Origin of the sequence: Paraburkholderia strydomiana, from assembly GCF_031456815.1 — a bacterium.
Classification (GTDB): Bacteria; Pseudomonadota; Gammaproteobacteria; order Burkholderiales; family Burkholderiaceae; genus Paraburkholderia; species Paraburkholderia caledonica.
The window spans coordinates 464,456-482,063 of sequence record NZ_JAVDVL010000002.1; the positions used below are offsets into that span (position 1 = coordinate 464,456).

17 protein-coding genes are annotated in these 17,608 nt (G+C 63.2%); 11 read left to right on the forward strand and 6 right to left on the reverse strand.

From position 1 onward, the window contains the following. Positions 1 to 417: 417 nt before the first annotated feature. Together J2W46_RS07695 and J2W46_RS07700 are read right to left on the reverse strand one after the other, a co-directional pair. Positions 418 to 648, reverse strand: a complete 231-nt coding sequence (locus J2W46_RS07695; RefSeq protein WP_088175265.1) for a hypothetical protein — start codon at positions 646 to 648, stop codon at positions 418 to 420. A gap of 204 nt (positions 649 to 852) precedes the next feature. Continuing rightward, positions 853 to 2,073, reverse strand: a complete 1,221-nt coding sequence (locus J2W46_RS07700) for a Bcr/CflA family multidrug efflux MFS transporter (RefSeq protein ID WP_131317061.1) — start codon at positions 2,071 to 2,073, stop codon at positions 853 to 855. Positions 2,074 to 2,336: 263 nt separating this feature from the next. Between J2W46_RS07700 and J2W46_RS07705 the strand changes: the two genes are divergently transcribed. The 8 genes from J2W46_RS07705 (at position 2,337) to J2W46_RS07740 (ending at position 9,913) form a co-directional block, all read left to right on the forward strand. Next, complete coding sequence (locus J2W46_RS07705; protein ID WP_310352625.1) at positions 2,337 to 2,915, forward strand: hypothetical protein; 579 nt, start codon at positions 2,337 to 2,339, stop codon at positions 2,913 to 2,915. A gap of 138 nt (positions 2,916 to 3,053) precedes the next feature. Beyond that, on the forward strand, positions 3,054 to 4,337 hold the full coding sequence (gene hemL / locus J2W46_RS07710) for a glutamate-1-semialdehyde 2,1-aminomutase (protein WP_310352628.1): 1,284 nt from the start codon (positions 3,054 to 3,056) through the stop codon (positions 4,335 to 4,337). A gap of 56 nt (positions 4,338 to 4,393) precedes the next feature. Then, positions 4,394 to 5,551 carry a bifunctional diaminohydroxyphosphoribosylaminopyrimidine deaminase/5-amino-6-(5-phosphoribosylamino)uracil reductase RibD gene (gene ribD, locus J2W46_RS07715; RefSeq protein ID WP_087752848.1) on the forward strand — a complete coding sequence of 386 codons (1,158 nt, stop codon included), beginning with the start codon at positions 4,394 to 4,396 and terminating at the stop codon, positions 5,549 to 5,551. An 11-nt stretch (positions 5,552 to 5,562) separates the two neighbouring features. After that, positions 5,563 to 6,177 carry a riboflavin synthase gene (locus J2W46_RS07720; protein ID WP_310352629.1) on the forward strand — a complete coding sequence of 205 codons (615 nt, stop codon included), beginning with the start codon at positions 5,563 to 5,565 and terminating at the stop codon, positions 6,175 to 6,177. Between the two features lie 255 nt (positions 6,178 to 6,432). Then, on the forward strand, positions 6,433 to 7,563 hold the full coding sequence (ribBA, locus tag J2W46_RS07725; protein WP_310352631.1) for a bifunctional 3,4-dihydroxy-2-butanone-4-phosphate synthase/GTP cyclohydrolase II: 1,131 nt from the start codon (positions 6,433 to 6,435) through the stop codon (positions 7,561 to 7,563). 56 nt (positions 7,564 to 7,619) lie between these two features. Beyond that, on the forward strand, positions 7,620 to 8,123 hold the full coding sequence (gene ribH / locus J2W46_RS07730; protein WP_020069066.1) for a 6,7-dimethyl-8-ribityllumazine synthase: 504 nt from the start codon (positions 7,620 to 7,622) through the stop codon (positions 8,121 to 8,123). Further along, a complete protein-coding gene (gene nusB / locus J2W46_RS07735; RefSeq protein WP_310352633.1) occupies positions 8,120 to 8,557 on the forward strand; it encodes a transcription antitermination factor NusB in 438 nt (145 codons plus the stop codon). Before ribH ends, nusB begins: the two co-directional genes overlap by 4 nt. A 156-nt stretch (positions 8,558 to 8,713) precedes the next feature. Continuing rightward, positions 8,714 to 9,913, forward strand: coding sequence for a pyridoxal phosphate-dependent aminotransferase (locus J2W46_RS07740; protein WP_027804805.1), 1,200 nt, complete (start codon positions 8,714 to 8,716; stop codon positions 9,911 to 9,913). A 208-nt stretch (positions 9,914 to 10,121) separates the two neighbouring features. Here the strand turns inward: J2W46_RS07740 and J2W46_RS07745 are convergent, their stop codons facing one another. Then, on the reverse strand, positions 10,122 to 11,327 hold the full coding sequence (locus J2W46_RS07745) for a lytic transglycosylase domain-containing protein (protein ID WP_310352636.1): 1,206 nt from the start codon (positions 11,325 to 11,327) through the stop codon (positions 10,122 to 10,124). A gap of 601 nt (positions 11,328 to 11,928) precedes the next feature. On the opposite strand from J2W46_RS07745, the gene J2W46_RS07750 reads away from it, so the two are divergent. Together J2W46_RS07750 and J2W46_RS07755 are read left to right on the forward strand one after the other, a co-directional pair. Next, positions 11,929 to 13,497 carry a UbiD family decarboxylase gene (locus J2W46_RS07750; RefSeq protein ID WP_310352637.1) on the forward strand — a complete coding sequence of 523 codons (1,569 nt, stop codon included), beginning with the start codon at positions 11,929 to 11,931 and terminating at the stop codon, positions 13,495 to 13,497. A 67-nt stretch (positions 13,498 to 13,564) separates the two neighbouring features. Next, complete coding sequence (locus tag J2W46_RS07755; RefSeq protein WP_020069072.1) at positions 13,565 to 14,260, forward strand: LysE family translocator; 696 nt, start codon at positions 13,565 to 13,567, stop codon at positions 14,258 to 14,260. Between the two features lie 75 nt (positions 14,261 to 14,335). On the opposite strand, the gene J2W46_RS07760 is transcribed toward J2W46_RS07755, so the two are convergent. From J2W46_RS07760 to J2W46_RS07770, 3 genes are all read right to left on the reverse strand, one after another. Continuing rightward, positions 14,336 to 15,301: a threo-3-hydroxy-L-aspartate ammonia-lyase gene (locus J2W46_RS07760; RefSeq protein WP_087752961.1), complete on the reverse strand. Its 966-nt coding sequence runs from the start codon at positions 15,299 to 15,301 to the stop codon at positions 14,336 to 14,338. A gap of 219 nt (positions 15,302 to 15,520) precedes the next feature. Next, positions 15,521 to 15,835, reverse strand: a complete 315-nt coding sequence (locus tag J2W46_RS07765) for a hypothetical protein (RefSeq protein ID WP_020069074.1) — start codon at positions 15,833 to 15,835, stop codon at positions 15,521 to 15,523. Between the two features lie 368 nt (positions 15,836 to 16,203). Further along, entirely contained in the window at positions 16,204 to 16,365 is a 162-nt protein-coding gene (locus J2W46_RS07770) for a hypothetical protein (RefSeq protein WP_164701921.1), read from the reverse strand. 239 nt (positions 16,366 to 16,604) lie between these two features. Here J2W46_RS07770 and J2W46_RS07775 point away from each other — a divergent pair, with 239 nt between their 5' ends. Further along, entirely contained in the window at positions 16,605 to 17,552 is a 948-nt protein-coding gene (locus J2W46_RS07775; RefSeq protein WP_310352639.1) for a Rossmann-like and DUF2520 domain-containing protein, read from the forward strand. The last annotated feature ends 56 nt before the right edge of the window (positions 17,553 to 17,608 follow it).

The following is a 17,608-nucleotide window of genomic DNA, read 5'->3' on the forward strand; positions in this document are numbered from 1 at the left end:
AGCCCTACCGTCACAAACCCTCGAATGCGGAGACGCGTGCGGTACGCGAGCGCTGGTGTTTGCCTTGCGTTGTGGCTTAGTTTTCGGCCTTCTGCTTGCAGTCGTTGGCGGTGTAATAACGAAGAAGTACCGTGCAAGGCAGTCCGGCAGGCAGTGGTAAATTGCCGGTCCGAATAAGCTGCATAGGCAATGCAGTGCAATCGCTGCGGAACTGATTAAGGCGGTCACGCCTCCGCCAAATCTCTGTACACATCCACGGGCCGCAAGGCCCGTTTTTGTTTGTACTCGCCCCGCACACTACACCCGCGCCGGCGCCTGGCTTCGACCTTGAAGCCGTACGAACTTGCGGAACAGGTATGCGATTGCCCGTACGCGCCATAAAGACAGCACGACGACAAACAACGCCCCCGCCCCGCGTCACACACTTACCGCGTCAAGCTTCTCGCGTGCGTCGGCGCAACGCCGGTTCAGATCGCGATGCATCAACTGGCTGTCGAGTAGCGCGGACACATCGGTCAAGCCGTAATCAAAGCGCAAAACGTATTCGATGTCCGTGTAATCGTGATAGGCGCCGCTGTCGGCCAGCTTCCGCGCTTCGGCGAAAGCAGCATGTTGCCGCTCGCCGTTCATCAAATCTCTGATCGCCATGATTGCCGCTCCGAGGAACAGTGATCCCATCATAGCAATGCCAATTCAAAGACAAGGTCGCGTGCGCGCAACACCTGGTGTTTTCCGGTAGAAGCGCTCCGTGCACCGGAAATGCGAGTACGCACCAGGTGCAGGAACCCGGAGCGCTCTCTTTACGGCGTCCCTGCTCCGCCGCCTTTATTGCGCATCTCCATCACACCGTCCTTAGACGACAGCCACCGGCGCCTTCGTCCCGTGCCATCTGACGACCAGGATACGGCCGACGTAGCACAGCGATCCTGCGACGCCCACCACCACGCCCATGCCTTTCGGCGAGCCGTCCTGCCAGAGTCCGACCGCGAGGCTCGACAGCGCGCCGAGCGCCAGTTGCACCGCGCCGAACACGGCAGCTGCCGCACCCGCATTCACCGGATAGCGATGCATCAGATCCGTCGTGCAATTGGCGGACAGCAAACCCACCACGCCAACGACAAAGAACAGGCCGGCAACGATCGACCACAGCCCGCCCCAACCCGTCAACGAGACAAGACAGACGAACAACGACGCAATACAGCTCACGCTCGCGGCGAACGAAATGATCGGCAGCGACCCAAGCCTGCCGACAAGCCGCGTATTCATGAAGTTGCCCAGCATGATCCCGACGATGTTCAGCGCGAACAGAAAGCCATAATGCTGCGCCGACACGTGGAAGTACTGGATATAGACGAACGGCGTCGCCGTGATGTACGCGAACATCGACGCGAATGCCATGCCGCCGCACAGCATATGCCCCCAGGCAACCGGATCGCGTAACAGCCGGCCGTATGCAGCGAACGATTTGAGTAGCGCCGAATGCGCACGCTTTTCGCGCGGCCAGGTTTCCGGCACTTTGAGAAACGCGGTTATCGCGCACACCATGCCGAACAGCGTCAACGCAATGAAGACGACGCGCCAGCCGCCAAGCAGCAGCAACTGTCCGCCGATCAACGGCGCGAGCAATGGTCCGATCGACGTGACGATGGCGAGCATGGACAACACGCGCGCAGCGTCGGTCGGACCATACGCGTCGCGGGCAATGGCACGAGCCAGCACCGATGCCGCGCCCGCACCGAGCGCCTGCACGAAACGGAACGTGACCAGCGCGCCGATCGAGAACGACAGCGTGCACGCAATGCTCGCCAGCGCATACATGATGATGCCGCCCAGCAGCACAGGCCGGCGGCCATATGTGTCGGACAGCGGCCCATAAAGCAGCATGCCGATCGAGAAGCCGAACATAAAACTGGTCAGCGTGGTTTGCGCGGCGCCCGTTCCGATCGCGAACGCCTGCGCGATGGTCGGCAAGCTCGGCAAATACATGTCGATGGAAATCGGCCCGCACGCGGCAAGCGCACCGAGCAACAGAATCAGCCGGCCATCTGGCCGGCGTCCGGTGACGTGAGACATGGGAATCCAGGTGAAGCGCGTCCTCGGAAAACGGGCGCGCGGGGACACAAAAAGACTGCAGTTGGTCGCATCGATTGTACGCGACGGTTAAGGCATCGACTTCGCCAGCAGCGAACGCGAGCCGCAGCATGAGGCCGTTGCAGGCTTGCAGGGCAAGCGCGCCGCTGATCGGTTAAGCTGCCGCGTGAACCGTTTCGGCCGTTCAGCGTCGCGCGAAGATGCCAGCGGCGCGCGTCCCTCATACCTTTCTGCGCAACGTTGCGATGACTGCCTTCCTGCTGATCTGGAGCCCCAAGAAATGGCCGTGGCCAGAACTGCCCGATGTGGCCAAGCGCGTTGCGGCGGGCGTCGCCGTAGCCGACGTGTGGGGTTGTGGATTCGCGCGCGGCATTCTGCCTGGCGACCGCGTGTTTTTGCATCGTGTCGCCACGGAGCCGAAAGGCATCTTTGGCTCGGGCTACGTGACACGCGCACCGTATGAGGTCCCGGACCCAGCCACGAAGCGCGGCTACCGCCTGTGCATCGATTTCGTCTACGACTGGCTCGTCGATGCGCATGAAAGCGTGGTGATCCCTCGCGACATGTTGCGCGTGCATCCATTTTCGGTGCAGACCTGGGACGCGCAGAGTTCAGGCACGGTAATCAAACCGATCGCGGAAGGCGCGCTAGAAAAACGCTGGGCTGAACTCACGGGCAAACGCAAGCCGCCGCAACTGGACGCGCCGGTTGGCCCGGCACGCTCCACCAAAGCGACAGCGCACGCGGCGCAATCGCCCACCGGCGCATCGCCAGTTAAGGCCTCCGTGAAGACGCCCGCAAGGAAGCGCGCGCCCCGGCGCTGAGAATGCGTCTGAAAGCCACGTGGCTCCGCAAAACCTGTTCACACCGACTCCGGTACAATTTCTCTCATCTATCCCGGCGTCGCGCGAACCGCTCGCAGGCAAGCCGCGCCGCTGCGCAACCCAATTCCAGGCATCGTCATGTCCAACAATCAAACCCTCTTCGACCGCGCGCAACGCACCATTCCCGGCGGCGTGAATTCGCCGGTCCGCGCATTCCGCTCGGTCGGCGGCACGCCGCGTTTCATCGAACGCGCACAGGGTCCTTATTTCTGGGACGCCGATGGCCAACGTTATATCGACTACATCGGCTCCTGGGGACCCATGATTCTCGGGCACGTGCACCCGGAAGTTCTGGAAGCGGTGCAGCGCGTGCTGGCCAATGGTTTTTCGTTCGGTGCACCTACCGAGTCGGAAATCGAAATCGCCGAGGAAATCTGCAAGCTCGTGCCGTCGATCGAACAGGTGCGCATGGTGTCGAGCGGCACCGAAGCGACCATGAGCGCGCTGCGTCTCGCGCGCGGCTTCACGAACCGCAGCCGTATCGTCAAGTTTGAAGGCTGCTATCACGGCCATGCCGACAGCCTGCTCGTGAAAGCCGGTTCGGGCCTGCTCACGTTTGGCAATCCGACATCGGCGGGCGTGCCGGTCGACATCGCAAAGCACACCACGGTTCTGGAATACAACAACGTCGCCGCGCTCGAAGAGGCATTCAAAGCCTTCGGCAACGAAATCGCCTCGGTGATCGTCGAGCCGGTGGCGGGCAACATGAATCTGGTGCGTGCCACGCCCGAGTTTTTGCAGGCACTGCGACGCCTGTGCACCGAATACGGCTCGGTGCTGATCTTCGACGAAGTCATGTGCGGTTTCCGCGTGGCGCTCGGCGGCGCGCAAGAGGTCTACGGCATCACGCCGGATCTGACGTGTCTCGGCAAAGTGATCGGCGGCGGCATGCCGGCGGCCGCCTTCGGCGGACGGCGCGACATCATGGCTCACCTCGCGCCACTCGGCGGCGTCTACCAGGCGGGCACGTTGTCCGGCAACCCCATCGCGGTCGCCGCGGGGCTGAAGACGCTGCAATTGATCCAGGCGCCGGGCTTTTACGAAACACTCGCCGCGCGCACTGCCCGTCTTGCGAAGGGTCTCGCCCAAGTCGCTCGCGAAGCCAATGTGCCGTTCGCGGCCGACTCGCTCGGCGGCATGTTCGGCCTGTACTTCACCGAGTCGATTCCGACAAGCTTCGCCGAAGTGACCAGGAGCGACGTGCCGCGCTTTAACGCGTTCTTTCACAAGATGCTCGACGCGGGCGTCTACTTCGCACCGTCGGCATATGAAGCAGGCTTTGTTTCGATTGCGCACGACGACGCGATCGTCGACGCAACTGTGGATGCCGCCCGTGGCGCGTTCGCGTCGCTGAGCGCCTGAGCGACCGAGCGTCCCGAAACCGTCGCCACCCTGCCACCGGACCTAACCACACACCGATGTTTTCGCAAACCGACTTCGTCCATATGGAACGCGCGCTTGCGTTGGCCAAGCGCGGCATGTACACGACCGACCCGAACCCGCGCGTGGGTTGCGTGCTCGTCAAGAACGGCGAAGTGATCGGCGAAGGCTTCACGCAGCCGGCCGGCCAGGACCACGCGGAAATCCGCGCGATGAAAGACGCGCGTTCGCGCGGTCACGATCTGCGCGGCGCCACCGCTTACGTAACGCTCGAACCGTGCAGCCACTTTGGACGCACGCCGCCGTGCGCGAACGCGCTGATCGAAGCGCAAGTCGCGCGCGTGGTGGCCGCGATGGAAGACCCCAATCCGCAAGTGTCCGGACGCGGTCTCGCGGTGCTGCGTGACGCCGGGATCGAAGTACGCTGCGGGCTGCTCGCCAATGAGGCACACGAACTGAACATCGGCTTCGTGTCGCGCATGACACGCGGCCGGCCTTGGGTGCGCATGAAAGTGGCAGCCTCGCTCGATGGTCGCACCGGCCTTCCCTCCGGCGTCAGCCAATGGATCACCGGCGAGGCCGCCCGGGCCGACGGACATGCATGGCGCGCCCGCGCGTCGGCGGTACTCACCGGCATCGGCACAGTCAGGGAAGACGATCCGCGCATGACCGTGCGCGCTGTCGACACGCCGCGTCAGCCGCAACGCGTGTTGATCGACAGTCAGCTGGAAGTCTCGCCACAGGCGCAGATCCTGGCCGGCGCGCCCACGCTGATTTTTTGCGGCAATCTGGATCAACGGCATAGCGACCGTGCGCAAGCACTACGCGAGCGCGGCGCCGAGATCGTCCAGCTGGCCAACGCGGCCGGCAAGGTGGACCTTCCGGCCATGCTAAAAGTGCTGGGCGAGCGCCAGGTCAACGAACTACACGTTGAAGCCGGCTACAAGCTGAACGGCTCGCTGCTGCGCGAAGGTTGCGTGGACGAACTACTCGTCTATCTCGCGCCCAGCCTGCTCGGCATCGACTCGATGAGCATGTTCAACCTGAGCGCGCCTGAAACACTTGAAGGACGCGTCAAGCTCGCTTTTCATAACGTCGAGCGAATCGGCGAAGATCTTCGGATTCTCGCGCGCCTCGTGCCGGCGGGCGTAACCGCAGCCGGAACCGACACCGCGTCCCAACCCGTTTCGTTTTGAGGATTAGTACGATGTTCACAGGAATCGTCGCGGCAGTGGGCCGCATCGAGTCAGTCAGGCCTCTCGGCACGGACGGCGACGCGGGCGTGCGCCTGAACGTGCAAGCCGGCGGCCTCGATCTCGCCGACGTGCAACTCGGCGACAGCATCACCATTCAGGGCGCCTGCATGACCGTGGTCGCGAAGACCGACCACTCGTTCGAAGTGGACGTGTCGCGCGAAAGCCTGAATCGCACCGCGGGGCTTGGCGAAGTGGGCGAAGTCAACCTGGAGAAGGCACTGCGCGCGCACGACCGGCTGGGCGGCCATATCGTCTCGGGTCACGTGGACGGCCTGGGCACGGTCACCCACTTTGCGCCGGTAGGCGAATCGCACGAACTTCGCGTGCTGGCGTCGCGCGAGATCGGCCGCTATCTGGCGTACAAGGGCTCTATCACTGTCAACGGAGTGAGTCTGACCGTCAACTCGGTTAAAGATCGTGACGACGGTTGCGAGTTTTCGGTCAATCTGATTCCTCACACGGTGGAAGTCACCGCGCTCAAGCATCTGCGCGAAGGCACGCCGGTGAATCTGGAAATCGATCTGATCGCTCGCTACGTGGAGCGCATGCTCAACGCACCGAAGTAGCCGGCGAAAACACCAGCAACAACGCCGACAGCAACACCAGCAAGCCGGCAACAACTCAAAGCGGCAGCCGCCGCCGGGCGCCCACGCAGGCGGCGCCTTGCCGCTTTTCATCAGTCCATGCGTCTATCGTTCTGCCGAGCATATCAACGGCCGGCGACGCAACGCCAGTCGGCCAAACGGCATATGCCGTCTGGCGGAGGCGACTTGGGACCGCGCGTGGCGTAAAATACGCGCTTTCCCGAAAAACTCGCCAACATGACGCTCGCCTCCACTACAGAGATCATCGCCGAACTCAAAGCCGGCCGGATGGTGATCCTCGTCGACGAAGAAGATCGCGAAAACGAGGGCGATCTTGTGCTCGCCGCCGAATTCGTGACGCCGGAAGCGATCAACTTCATGGCGCGCTACGGCCGGGGCCTGATCTGTCTCACGCTCACGCAGGAACGCTGCAAGCTGCTCAACCTGCCGCTCATGACGTACCGCAACGGCACGCAGTATGGAACCGCGTTCACCGTCAGCATCGAGGCGGCGGAGGGCGTGACGACCGGCATTTCGGCCGCCGACCGCGCCCGCACGATCGCCGCGGCAGTAGCACCGGACGCGAAGGCGGAGCACATCGTGCAGCCGGGCCACGTATTTCCGATCATGGCCCAGCCGGGCGGCGTGCTCGTGCGCGCCGGCCACACGGAGGCAGGCTGCGACTTCACCGCGCTGGCAGGCCTTACGCCGGCTGCAGTGATCTGCGAAGTCATCAACGACGACGGCACCATGGCGCGCCTGCCCGACCTGATGGAGTTCGCAAAAGAGCACGATCTGAAGGTCGGCACGATCGCGGATCTGATCCACTATCGCAGCCGCACCGAATCGATCGTCGAGCGTATTTGCGAGCGCACCATGCAGACGGCGCACGGCGCTTTCCGCGCGGTCATGTATCTCGATCAGCCGAGCGGTCAGCCGCACATTGCTCTCGTGCGCGGCACACCGAACCCCGAGCACGACACGCCGGTGCGCGTGCACGAGCCGCTGTCGGTGCTCGACCTGCTCGAAGTCGGCGAATCCACTCATTCGTGGACGCTCGACGCAGCCATGAAAGAGATCGCCTCGCGCGAAGTCGGCGTGATCGTGCTGCTCAATTGCGGCGACTCGAAGGAACATCTGATCGACGTCTTCAAGGCGTTCGATTCGAAAGAAAAAGCAGACGCGCTCAAGCGCCGGCCCGTCGACTTCAAGACCTACGGCATCGGCGCGCAGATTTTGCGCGAGCTGGGCGTCGGCAAGATGCAGGTGCTGTCGAATCCGCGCAAGCTGGGCAGCATGTCGGGTTACGGCCTCGAAGTCACAGGCTTCATACCCATGCCAGGCAGTGTCGCGCAGCCTCCGCAATAACGCTGATCCGGTCATTCACGCGCCTCGCGCTCACCCAAAAACACTACGGAATTCACATGGAAATCGGACAATACCAACCGAACCTCGACGGCGACGGACTGCGCATCGGCATCGTTCAGGCGCGTTTTAACGAACCCGTCTGCAACGGCCTCGCCGACTCGTGCATCGAAGAACTCGAACGCCTCGGCGTGACCGGCGAAGACGTGCTGCTCGTCACCGTGCCGGGCGCACTGGAAATCCCGCTGGCGCTTCAAAAGCTTGCTGAGAGCGCGCAGTTCGACGCGCTGATCGCGCTCGGCGCGGTCATCCGCGGTGAAACGTACCACTTTGAACTGGTGTCGAACGAAAGCGGCGCGGGCATCACGCGCATCGGCCTCGACTTCGGCATTCCTGTTGCAAATGCGGTGCTGACCACTGAGAACGACGAACAAGCCGTCGCTCGCATGACCGAGAAAGGTCGCGACGCGGCACGCGTGGCGGTCGAAATGGCGAACCTCGCGGTCGCGCTGGAACAACTCGGCGGCGACGAAGAAGAAGACGAAGAAGAGGAAGAGGCATGAAGAGCGCACGCCGACGCTCCCGCGAACTGGCCACGCAGGGGCTTTATCAGTGGCTGCTGTCGGGTTCGCCCGGCGGTGAGATCGACGCGCAACTGCGCGGCGCGCAGGGCTTCGACAAAGCGGACCATGAGCATCTGGACGCCGTTCTGCACGGCGTGATCCGCGATTCGCAGGCGCTGTCCACCGATATCGCGCCTTGCCTGGACCGTCCGATCGAGCAGCTTTCGCCAGTCGAGCGCGCCGTGCTGCTGGTAGCCGCGTTTGAACTGAAGAATCACCTCGATATTCCTTATCGCGTGGTGATCAACGAAGCGGTTGAACTGGCCAAGACCTTCGGCGGCGCCGACGGCTACAAGTACGTGAATGGCGTGCTCGACAAGCTGGCGGCCAAGCTGCGCGTCGCCGAAATCGAAGCCGCTCGCAAGAAGGGCTAGGCATGCGTGTGGTCGGCTCGCGCAACACGGCGGCAAAACCGTCGCAAATGTGCGCGACGCCGACACAACGAAATGCATCGCTCGTCACAACGCTGCCGCGCGCGAGAACCGCGCGAATGGCGGTCGCGCTTTCGCATTTGAACTGGATTTGACCGTATGAACTCCGTGACCGAACCTCTTATGCGGCTCGCCGCACGCGTCGATTCCATCCAGCCGTTCTACGTGATGGAGCTGGCAAAAGAGGCTGCGCTTCTTGAGCGCGACGGACGCGACATCATTCACATGGGAATCGGCGAGCCCGATTTCACCGCCCCCGAACCTGTCATCGAGGCAGCAGCGAACGCGCTGCGCCGCGGCGTCACGCAATACACCAGCGCACTTGGCCTGCACGCACTGCGCGAAGCAATTTCGGCGCACTACGCAGAGGTCTACGGCGTCAACGTGGATCCCGCCCGGATCGTGGTGACCGCGGGCGCATCGGCCGCATTGCTGCTGGCCTGCGCTGCACTGGTAGATCGCGACGACGAAGTGTTGATGCCGGACCCCTGCTACCCGTGCAACCGCCATTTTGTGATCGCCGCCGAAGGCAAACCGGTGATGGTGCCAAGCGGCCCTGCCGAACGCTTCCAACTGACTGCCGCCGACGTCGAGCGGCTCTGGAACGAGCGCACGCGCGGCGTGCTGCTAGCGTCGCCGTCCAACCCGACCGGCACATCCATCGAGCCGGCGGAACTGGAACGCATCGTCAAAGCGGTGCGCGCGCGTGGAGGCTTCACGATCGTCGACGAGATTTACCAAGGCTTGAGCTACGACGCTAAACCCGTGTCGGCGCTGTCCTATGGCGACGACGTCATTACGGTCAACAGCTTCTCGAAGTACTTCAACATGACGGGCTGGCGCCTCGGCTGGCTGGTGGTCCCGCCGGGCATGGTGAGCGCATTCGAGAAACTGGCGCAGAACCTCTTCATCTGCGCGTCAGCGCTCGCTCAGCACGCGGCGCTCGCGTGCTTCGAACCGCAGACCATCGCAACGTACGAGGCACGCCGTCTCGAGTTCAAACGTCGGCGTGACTTCATCGCGCCGGCGCTCGAATCGTTGGGCTTCACAGTGCCCGTCATGCCTGACGGCGCGTTCTACGTCTACGCCGACTGCCGGAGCGTCGCTCACCCTGCCGCAGGCGACAGTTCGGCGCTCACGAAAGCGATGCTGCACGAGGCAGGTGTCGTGCTCGTGCCAGGAATGGACTTCGGCAGCCACGCGCCAAAACAATATATCCGGCTGTCGTACGCAACCGCCTACGAGAAGCTGGAAGAGGCGGTGGAACGCCTGGCGCGGCTTTTCGGCCAACGGCAGTAGGAGCGCAAGGCAGCCGGGCCTGACGAGCGTCTCGTGCCTAGCGAGAGCTGCCTGGAGCCAGGCACAGCCGGACCCAGGACGCTGCTGTCTTTTTGTCTTTCGGCGGCGCTGCCTTCCCAACAGCAAAAAAGGACACCCGAGGGTGTCCTTTTTCTTGCCGTTCGCGTTCGTGTCAGGCGATCAGCATGAGGCTGGCTTTGCGAGCGATTCAGGCGCCCAGTTCCGCGGCAGACGCCACGTGTTTTGGAGCGCTCGTGCTGGCATCGTCCTGTTCCGAGACCGGCGTCTTGCCAGGCGCAGCGGCGCTCAACGGATGGCTTCCTTCCAGCGTGACCTGCACCCGCTTGCCGTTGCTGTTGTTCGCAGCAGCGGACGACGACGAGGATGACGACGACACATTATTCGATGCAGTGATAACCGGCGCCTGCGGCGCGTTGATCGGCACCTTGCGGCCGCGGGCCACGTCACGCAGACGCGCGCGTTCTGCCATCACCTTGGCGCCGTAGCCGCCGTCGTCCTGCGACGTCGAGCCGACATACAGCCGTAGTCCGCCCGGCAGCGAACCGCCGCGCGCGATGCAATCCTTCAGAACCAGCGCGCCGACCTTGATGTTCGCGACCGGCTCAAGCGCAGCGCTCTCGCCGCCGAAATACTGGAACTTGTCCGAATGAACCTTGGACATCACCTGCATCAGGCCCTGGGCGCCCACGCCGCTCTCGGCGTACGGGTTGAAGCCCGATTCGATCGCCATGACCGACAGTAACAGCAGCGGGTCGAGACCGACTTCGCGACCGGTGTCGAACGCAGCCTTCACCAGCTCGCCGACAGGCTCCTGGGCGACGCGGTAGCGACGAGCCAGGTACGACGCCACGAGAGCCTGTTCACGCGACGAAATCAGCACGCGATCGTCGCGCGCGTCGGCGGACACGCGTTGCGCAGGAATCAGCCGCGCCAACGCCGAAACGCTTTGCATCGTGCGCGGATCGAGACCGTTGAGCGCCGCGATCCCCATGCCTGCGGAGCCGGAACCGTCGAACGCGCCGTCATAACTGGTGTTGCTGACGCTCACGCCCACGTTATTGCCGACGCTTGCTGCGTCAGCGCTGTTTGGGTTCGAGTTCGCGGACAGCGTTTCGTCCGACGAAGTACGCCCCGGCGGCCCGAAAGCAGGCAGCGGGTTGCCTTGCAGCAGGCGCGCGGGGCCTGCTTGCACAGCCGCGGAAAGGACCGGCATCAGCTTCGCCGCGAGGGTGCCGCGCCACGTGGGCATCAGCCACAGCGCGATTGCCAGCACCACGGCAATGCCGCCGACAATGCTGAACAGGTGATGACTCAATTGCGTCCCGCGACGGACTGCACCGCGCACGACTTGCGCGATACGTTCGTCGGGACGCCACGATAACCAGGCGTTCATTCAGATCTCCCATGTTGCATGATCCGCGAACCCCACCGGAAAAACAGGCGGTACCACACATTCGCAGAGTCAAGACATCGCGCGCTCTGTCTGGTTAGGGCAGCAGCGACGTCGGGAAAACGGCAAATACCGTTTGTGGGGAGCCTTCCTGAAAAGCGGTCCGCGGCATGCCGAAAACATGCGGGCGGTGGCTCCCACGCGAAAAACCAGCGTCAGTTGGCGCTGGCAAGGACATCGATAAGACCGACGAATACCGTGCAGGGCTTCGGTAAGCGGTGACGCGTTGCGTCTAATGGGACCGGGGCAGTGGTAAAAGGTTCACGCCCTGCAACCAACGTGGACGGATTCTAGGGCACGGTTTTATAGATCGTCAACACTATAAACTCGCGAAAGTATAACTAATTGTAATAACGACAAGGGTTCCGACCGCTCAAAGGGCCGTACGGGGCGGTTTTTCGGCATTTTGGCGATTGCCGCTCGCCCTATGACGTTCGGCCGATCTACGTGCGCTAGCCAACGCAGGTAAAATCGACAATCGTTCCAGCGCCTCCTCCGCAGTCGCGCTTCCTCTATCGCCGCTCGCGGCACACAACCGCATCAGATGAAATACAAAGACCTGCGTGACTTCATCGGCCGTCTCGAGACGATTGGAGAACTGCGCCGTATCCCGCAAAAGGTATCGCCTGTCCTGGAAATGACCGAACTGTGCGACCGCGTGCTGCGCGCCGGGGGGCCGGCTCTGCTGTTTGAGAACCAGGAGGCGCATGTGTTCCCGGTGCTTGGCAACCTGTTCGGTACGCCGCGCCGGGTAGCGCTCGGTATGGGCATCGACGCTGAAGCCGGCGAAGGCGACGGCGCCGCGCTCGATTCTCTGCGCGACGTCGGCCGGCTGCTCTCTGCGTTGAAGGAACCGGAACCACCAAAAGGGCTGAAGGACGCGGGCAAACTGTTCTCGCTTGCAAAGGCGGTGTGGGACATGGCGCCACGAACTGTGAGCGCGCCACCTTGCCAGGAAATCGTGTGGGAAGGCAATGACGTCGACCTGGAAAAGCTGCCTATCCAGACTTGCTGGCCCGGGGACGCCGGCCCGCTGATCACGTGGGGCCTGACCGTCACAAAAGGCCCGAACAAGAGCCGACAAAATCTCGGCATCTATCGCCAGCAGTTAATCGGACGCAACAAGCTGATCATGCGCTGGCTCGCACATCGTGGGGGCGCGCTCGACTTCCGCGAGTTCGCGTTGAAGAATCCCGGCCAGCCGTATCCGGTAGCGGTCGTGCTGGGTGCGGATCCGGCAACCATTCTCGGCGCGGTGACGCCAGTGCCCGACACGCTGTCCGAATACCAGTTCGCAGGCTTGCTGCGCGGTGCTCGGACGGAGCTGGCCAAATGCATTACGCCGGGCGTCGACGGTCTGCAGGTACCCGCGCGCGCTGAAATCGTGCTCGAAGGCTTCATCTATCCGCAGGAAGGTGCGCCCTCGCCCGCTCCGGCCGGCGCGCCGCCGCGGCCGGTCAAGGGCGCCTCGGCCGCCTATGAGCACGCGCTGGAAGGCCCGTATGGCGACCATACCGGCTACTACAACGAACAGGAGTGGTTCCCGGTGTTCACGGTCGAGCGCATCACGATGCGCCGCGACGCGATCTATCATTCCACGTACACCGGCAAACCGCCCGACGAGCCCGCCGTGCTCGGCGTCGCGCTCAACGAAGTATTCGTGCCGCTTCTGCAGAAGCAGTTCAGCGAGATTACCGATTTCTATCTGCCGCCAGAAGGATGCAGCTACCGCATGGCGATCGTGCAGATGAAGAAGAGCTACCCGGGTCACGCCAAGCGCGTGATGTTCGGCGTCTGGAGCTTCCTGCGACAGTTCATGTATACGAAGTTCATTGTCGTCGTGGACGAAGACGTCAACATTCGCGACTGGAAAGAAGTGATCTGGGCGATCACCACGCGAGTGGACCCGACGCGCGATACGGTGCTCGTCGACCGCACGCCGATCGACTATCTCGACTTCGCGTCGCCGGTCGCGGGCCTCGGTTCGAAGATGGGACTCGACGCGACCAATAAATGGCCTGGCGAGACCGATCGCGAATGGGGCCGGCCTATCGAAATGGACCCGGCGGTGAAGCAGCGAATCGACAGTTTGTGGAACGAACTGGGACTGTGAGCGCGTCGAGCGAGTCGAGCGCACCGAGCGCGCGGCCGCATAACGAACAGATGGAGCAGTTGCAGGCATGCATGCCTTCTCGATGATGTCGGACGGGTTCTTCCTGTCTTTGTCGTTGTGTCTCGACATCGGCCTCGTGAACGTCGCGATGATTTCGCTGGCGCTGTCGCACGGATTCAAGCCGGGCTTCTGGCTCGGCCTTGGGTCGTGCGTCGGCGACCTAATTTATGCGGCGCTTGCGCTAGCGGGCATGGCTGCGCTGCTGCAGTTCGAGTCGGTGCGCTGGGTCGTGTGGATTGGCGGCGCGGTCATCCTGCTGTTTCTTACCTGGAAGATGGCACGCGAAGCGATGTTTCCGGCGTCGGCACCGCCTGTTGCCGGCGAGGCGGACGCCAGTTCGCCGCATCTGTCTGCGTGGCGCGGCTTCCTGCGCGGGGTGTTGCTGGCGGTGTCGTCACCGTCGGCGATTCTGTGGTTTGCCGCAGTCGGGGGCGCGCTGATCGCCAAAGCCGGCGCGACGAGCGCCAAGACGGCGCCCGTATTTCTCGGCGGTTTCTTTCTTGGCGGCTTGTGCTGGACGGTGTTCATCTGCGGCCTCGGCAGCCACGGCCGCAAGCGCGCTGGCACCGGTTTGCTGCGTGCGTGCCATGTGTTGTCCGCGCTGCTGTTCGCCTACTTCTCATACAGCGTGATCGTGAACGGTTACCGCGATCTGATTCTGCAAACGGCAGAGCGCTCGCCAGTCGCACAAGCGGCGAGCTGACATGCAACGGCCCGCCCTATGAACCTGGAGGCGGGCCGTCTTCCTACACGTCAGCCGGCTTCTGGCCGGAAACAATCAGGCCAGGTACTGCGCGAGCTTCTCGAGATCGACGTTACCGCCGCTCACCACCACGCCCACACGCTTGCCCTTCACTGGCACCACGCCGTTGAGCACGGCCGCCGCCGCGAGGCAGCCGGTCGGCTCAACGACGATCTTCATGCGTTGGGCGAAAAAGCGCATGGTGTCGATCAACTGCTCGTCGGTGACGGTTTCGATCCGCGCAACGAGCTTGCGGATGATCGCGAAGGTGTAGTCGCCCAGATGCGTCGAGGCCGCGCCATCGGCGATGGTGCGCGGCGTGTCGATATGCACGATCTCGCCGCGCGCAAGAGATTGCTGACCGTCGTTGCCTGCTTGCGGCTCCACGCCGATTACCGTGCAGTCCGGGCTCAAGGCCGCCGCCGACAAAGCGCTGCCGCCAATCAGCCCGCCACCGCCCAGACACACGAATAGCATGTCGAGCGGCCCCGTTTCGTCGATCAATTCCTTTACCGCCGTACCCTGCCCCGCGATCACATGGGGATGATCGTATGGCGGAATCAGCGTCATGCCGCGCTCCTCGGCGAGCCGTCGGCCGATTTCCTCGCGGTTCTCCTTATAGCGGTCGTAGGTGATTACCTCGCCGCCATAGCCCTTGGTGGCGGCCACTTTGGCCGCGGGCGCGTCGTGCGGCATGATGATCGTCGCGCGGATGCCGGCGAGGCGCGCCGACAGCGCAATAGCCTGCGCATGGTTGCCGGACGAATAGGTCAGCACGCCGGCCTTGCGCTGCTCTGCGTCGAAATGCGAGATCGCGTTATAGGCGCCGCGAAACTTGAACGCGCCCATTCGCTGGAAGTTCTCGCATTTGAAGAATACAGACGCTCCGGTGCGCTCGTTGAACGTGCTCGATGTCAGAACTGGCGTGCGGTGCGCGACGCCCTCGAGTCGCGCAGCGGCGTCGAGCACGTCGTCGAACGTGGGAGCGGGAAGTGGGTGCATCGGCTGCATTGGCGGAGTTCTCCAGAGCGGTGGCGAAACAGCCATTCTCCCAGCTTCGCCGACGCTTTGAAACTTCCGCAACAACTCACTCAATGCCGAAAAAAACAAAACGGCGTAACGCGGCGATCAAGCCGGCGTTACGCCGTTCAGACTCTCTGCCCGCCTACAGCGAGGCGCCAACCAGGCAGGTGTCGATCACAACTCGTGGGTCAGGCAGAATTAGCGCCGATAGTAACCGTGGCCATAACCACCACCGTAGTAGCCGTGGCGATAATAAGGGCGACCGTAACCGTAATACCCACCCACTACGACGGGCGGCGGGCCGTAGACCACAGGCGGCGGCGCATAGACGACGGGAGGCGGCGGCGAATAGTACACCGGCGGCGGCGGGGCATAGACGGGCGCGGCATAGACAGGATAAGCCGGCGCGACCGGTACCCCGATACCGATACCGACAGAGACGTGTGCCTGCGCGGTGGCGGCAAGCCCCACGCCGAGTGCGGCGGCAACGACGAACGGAACGATCTTCTTCACTTTTGTTCTCCTGGCGCGGCCCATTGAAGGTCGCCAACTTCGCATGCCATGCATGCTACGAAACCAATTTATCCAAAAAGCCCGCGCGACGCTGTTCGCATTTGTTGCAAATTGCAATACGCGAAAAGGTTTTGCGCTGTCGCCTGGAAAGCAGCATCGCTTGAAAAGCGCGAACGGCCTGAGGAATCAACGGATTAGGACTCTTCGCGGTGGACACGAAGGTGTCGCGAGGCAATGGCGAGTTAAACGGACGCCGCGTCGGTAATCTTTAATTACAAATTAGCTTCAATGCTGACGGCGCAGAGCCACGGCCAATAAAAAACCCGGCGCAGAGGCCGGGCTTTGTTAAGGCTCGAAACGGGTGTCGGTCAGCCGACCTTCACGTAGGCGAATTCGCGGGACACGTTCGGTGGCACGTACGCGGCGCTGATGCGCACGCGCGGGCTCAGACGCTTCTTCTGATCCCACCAGCGACGCCGCTGAGCGTGGGTCAAGAACCGCAAGTGCTTCCGGTAAGAAAAAATATTCATCGTAGCCTCCCCGAATCCGATTGCGAAATTGCGAAGCGAATACCCATAGACAGCCACGGCCGACCGGCCATCCGGAAATTGTGAGCAGTTTTCAAGCCCGCAGGGCGCGCGCGACGCCATGATCAGCAGCTCGCGTCATATCGCAGGCAAACTCATCTGACGACCGTTGCACGCGCTGCGCGCCTGCCGATGCGCGATACTGCTTGTTCCCTATCACGCCCCGTCTGGAGCACGTCGACATGTCCCAGTCCCAGTCCCAGCCCGACTCCCATTTGCCACGCCTCGGCTTTATCGGCGCGGGCCGGCTCGCGCGCTGCCTCGCGCTGAGTTTTTCGCGCGCAGGCTATCCGGTGACGGCAGTGGCGAGCCGCACGCCGGCTTCCACTAGCCGGCTCGCCAGTCAAATTCCCAACTGCGTGGCGCTCGACGATCCTCAGCAAGTCGTCGACGGCGCCGATGTTGTCTTTTTAGCCGTTCCCGACGACAGCATCGGTACGTCAGCGCACACACTGCGTTTCGCCCCCGATGCAGTCTATGGCAAGGCGCTCGTGCATTGCAGCGGCGCGTCGCCGGTCGAGTTGCTGGCGGGCGCACGGGACCAGGGAGCGGCGATTGGCGGCTTTCACCCGCTCTACCTGTTCAGCGGCGAACTGACCGACCTCGACCGTATCGCCGGCTGCTCGGTGACGATCGAGGCCGACGGCGACCTGAAAGACACGCTGACGGCGTTGGCCGTCGCGTTGGGCTGTCATCCGTTGTCGATTCCGCCGGGCGGCCGCATGCTGTACCACGGCGCCGCGCACTATGCGGCGAGTTTCGCGCTCTGCAGCCTGGCCGAATGCGTCGCGCTGTGGCGCACGCTCGGTTTTGCCGAGGACGAAGCATTGCGCGCGCTGTTGCCGATGCTCGCGGGCACCATTCAGACCGCTCGCGACAAGGGACTGCCCAACGCGCTGGCGGGGCCGGTCTCGCGCGGCGACACCGGTGTCGTGCAAAAGCAGTTGGCGTTGATGGAAAGCCTCGGCGGAGATCACGCTGCGTTGTACGGTTTGCTGTCACGGCGCGCGGTCGAGCTGGCGCAACGCCGCGCCACGCCGCCGGCGGCAATCGCCGCAATCGCCGACGCGGTGGAAGATTCGTTGAGCCGCTCGCTGAATCAGGCGGCAGCAGGTGCAAGCGTCAAGTAAGCCGTGATAATGTGACGTCCGGCGCCGCGCGCAATCCGCCGGCGCCTCGCTTCGGG

Bases quoted from the DNA above. Each gene is read 5' to 3' on its own strand.
- J2W46_RS07695 (WP_088175265.1), bottom strand. From the start codon at position 648: ATGGCGATCAGAGATTTGATGAACGGCGAGCGGCAACATGCTGCTTTC.
- J2W46_RS07700 (WP_131317061.1), bottom strand. From the start codon at position 2,073: ATGTCTCACGTCACCGGACGCCGGCCAGATGGCCGGCTGATTCTGTTG.
- J2W46_RS07705 (WP_310352625.1), top strand. From the start codon at position 2,337: ATGACTGCCTTCCTGCTGATCTGGAGCCCCAAGAAATGGCCGTGGCCA.
- hemL (WP_310352628.1), top strand. From the start codon at position 3,054: ATGTCCAACAATCAAACCCTCTTCGACCGCGCGCAACGCACCATTCCC.
- ribD (WP_087752848.1), top strand. From the start codon at position 4,394: ATGTTTTCGCAAACCGACTTCGTCCATATGGAACGCGCGCTTGCGTTG.
- J2W46_RS07720 (WP_310352629.1), top strand. From the start codon at position 5,563: ATGTTCACAGGAATCGTCGCGGCAGTGGGCCGCATCGAGTCAGTCAGG.
- ribBA (WP_310352631.1), top strand. From the start codon at position 6,433: ATGACGCTCGCCTCCACTACAGAGATCATCGCCGAACTCAAAGCCGGC.
- ribH (WP_020069066.1), top strand. From the start codon at position 7,620: ATGGAAATCGGACAATACCAACCGAACCTCGACGGCGACGGACTGCGC.
- nusB (WP_310352633.1), top strand. From the start codon at position 8,120: ATGAAGAGCGCACGCCGACGCTCCCGCGAACTGGCCACGCAGGGGCTT.
- J2W46_RS07740 (WP_027804805.1), top strand. From the start codon at position 8,714: ATGAACTCCGTGACCGAACCTCTTATGCGGCTCGCCGCACGCGTCGAT.
- J2W46_RS07745 (WP_310352636.1), bottom strand. From the start codon at position 11,327: ATGAACGCCTGGTTATCGTGGCGTCCCGACGAACGTATCGCGCAAGTC.
- J2W46_RS07750 (WP_310352637.1), top strand. From the start codon at position 11,929: ATGAAATACAAAGACCTGCGTGACTTCATCGGCCGTCTCGAGACGATT.
- J2W46_RS07755 (WP_020069072.1), top strand. From the start codon at position 13,565: ATGCATGCCTTCTCGATGATGTCGGACGGGTTCTTCCTGTCTTTGTCG.
- J2W46_RS07760 (WP_087752961.1), bottom strand. From the start codon at position 15,301: ATGCACCCACTTCCCGCTCCCACGTTCGACGACGTGCTCGACGCCGCT.
- J2W46_RS07770 (WP_164701921.1), bottom strand. From the start codon at position 16,365: ATGAATATTTTTTCTTACCGGAAGCACTTGCGGTTCTTGACCCACGCT.
- J2W46_RS07775 (WP_310352639.1), top strand. From the start codon at position 16,605: ATGTCCCAGTCCCAGTCCCAGCCCGACTCCCATTTGCCACGCCTCGGC.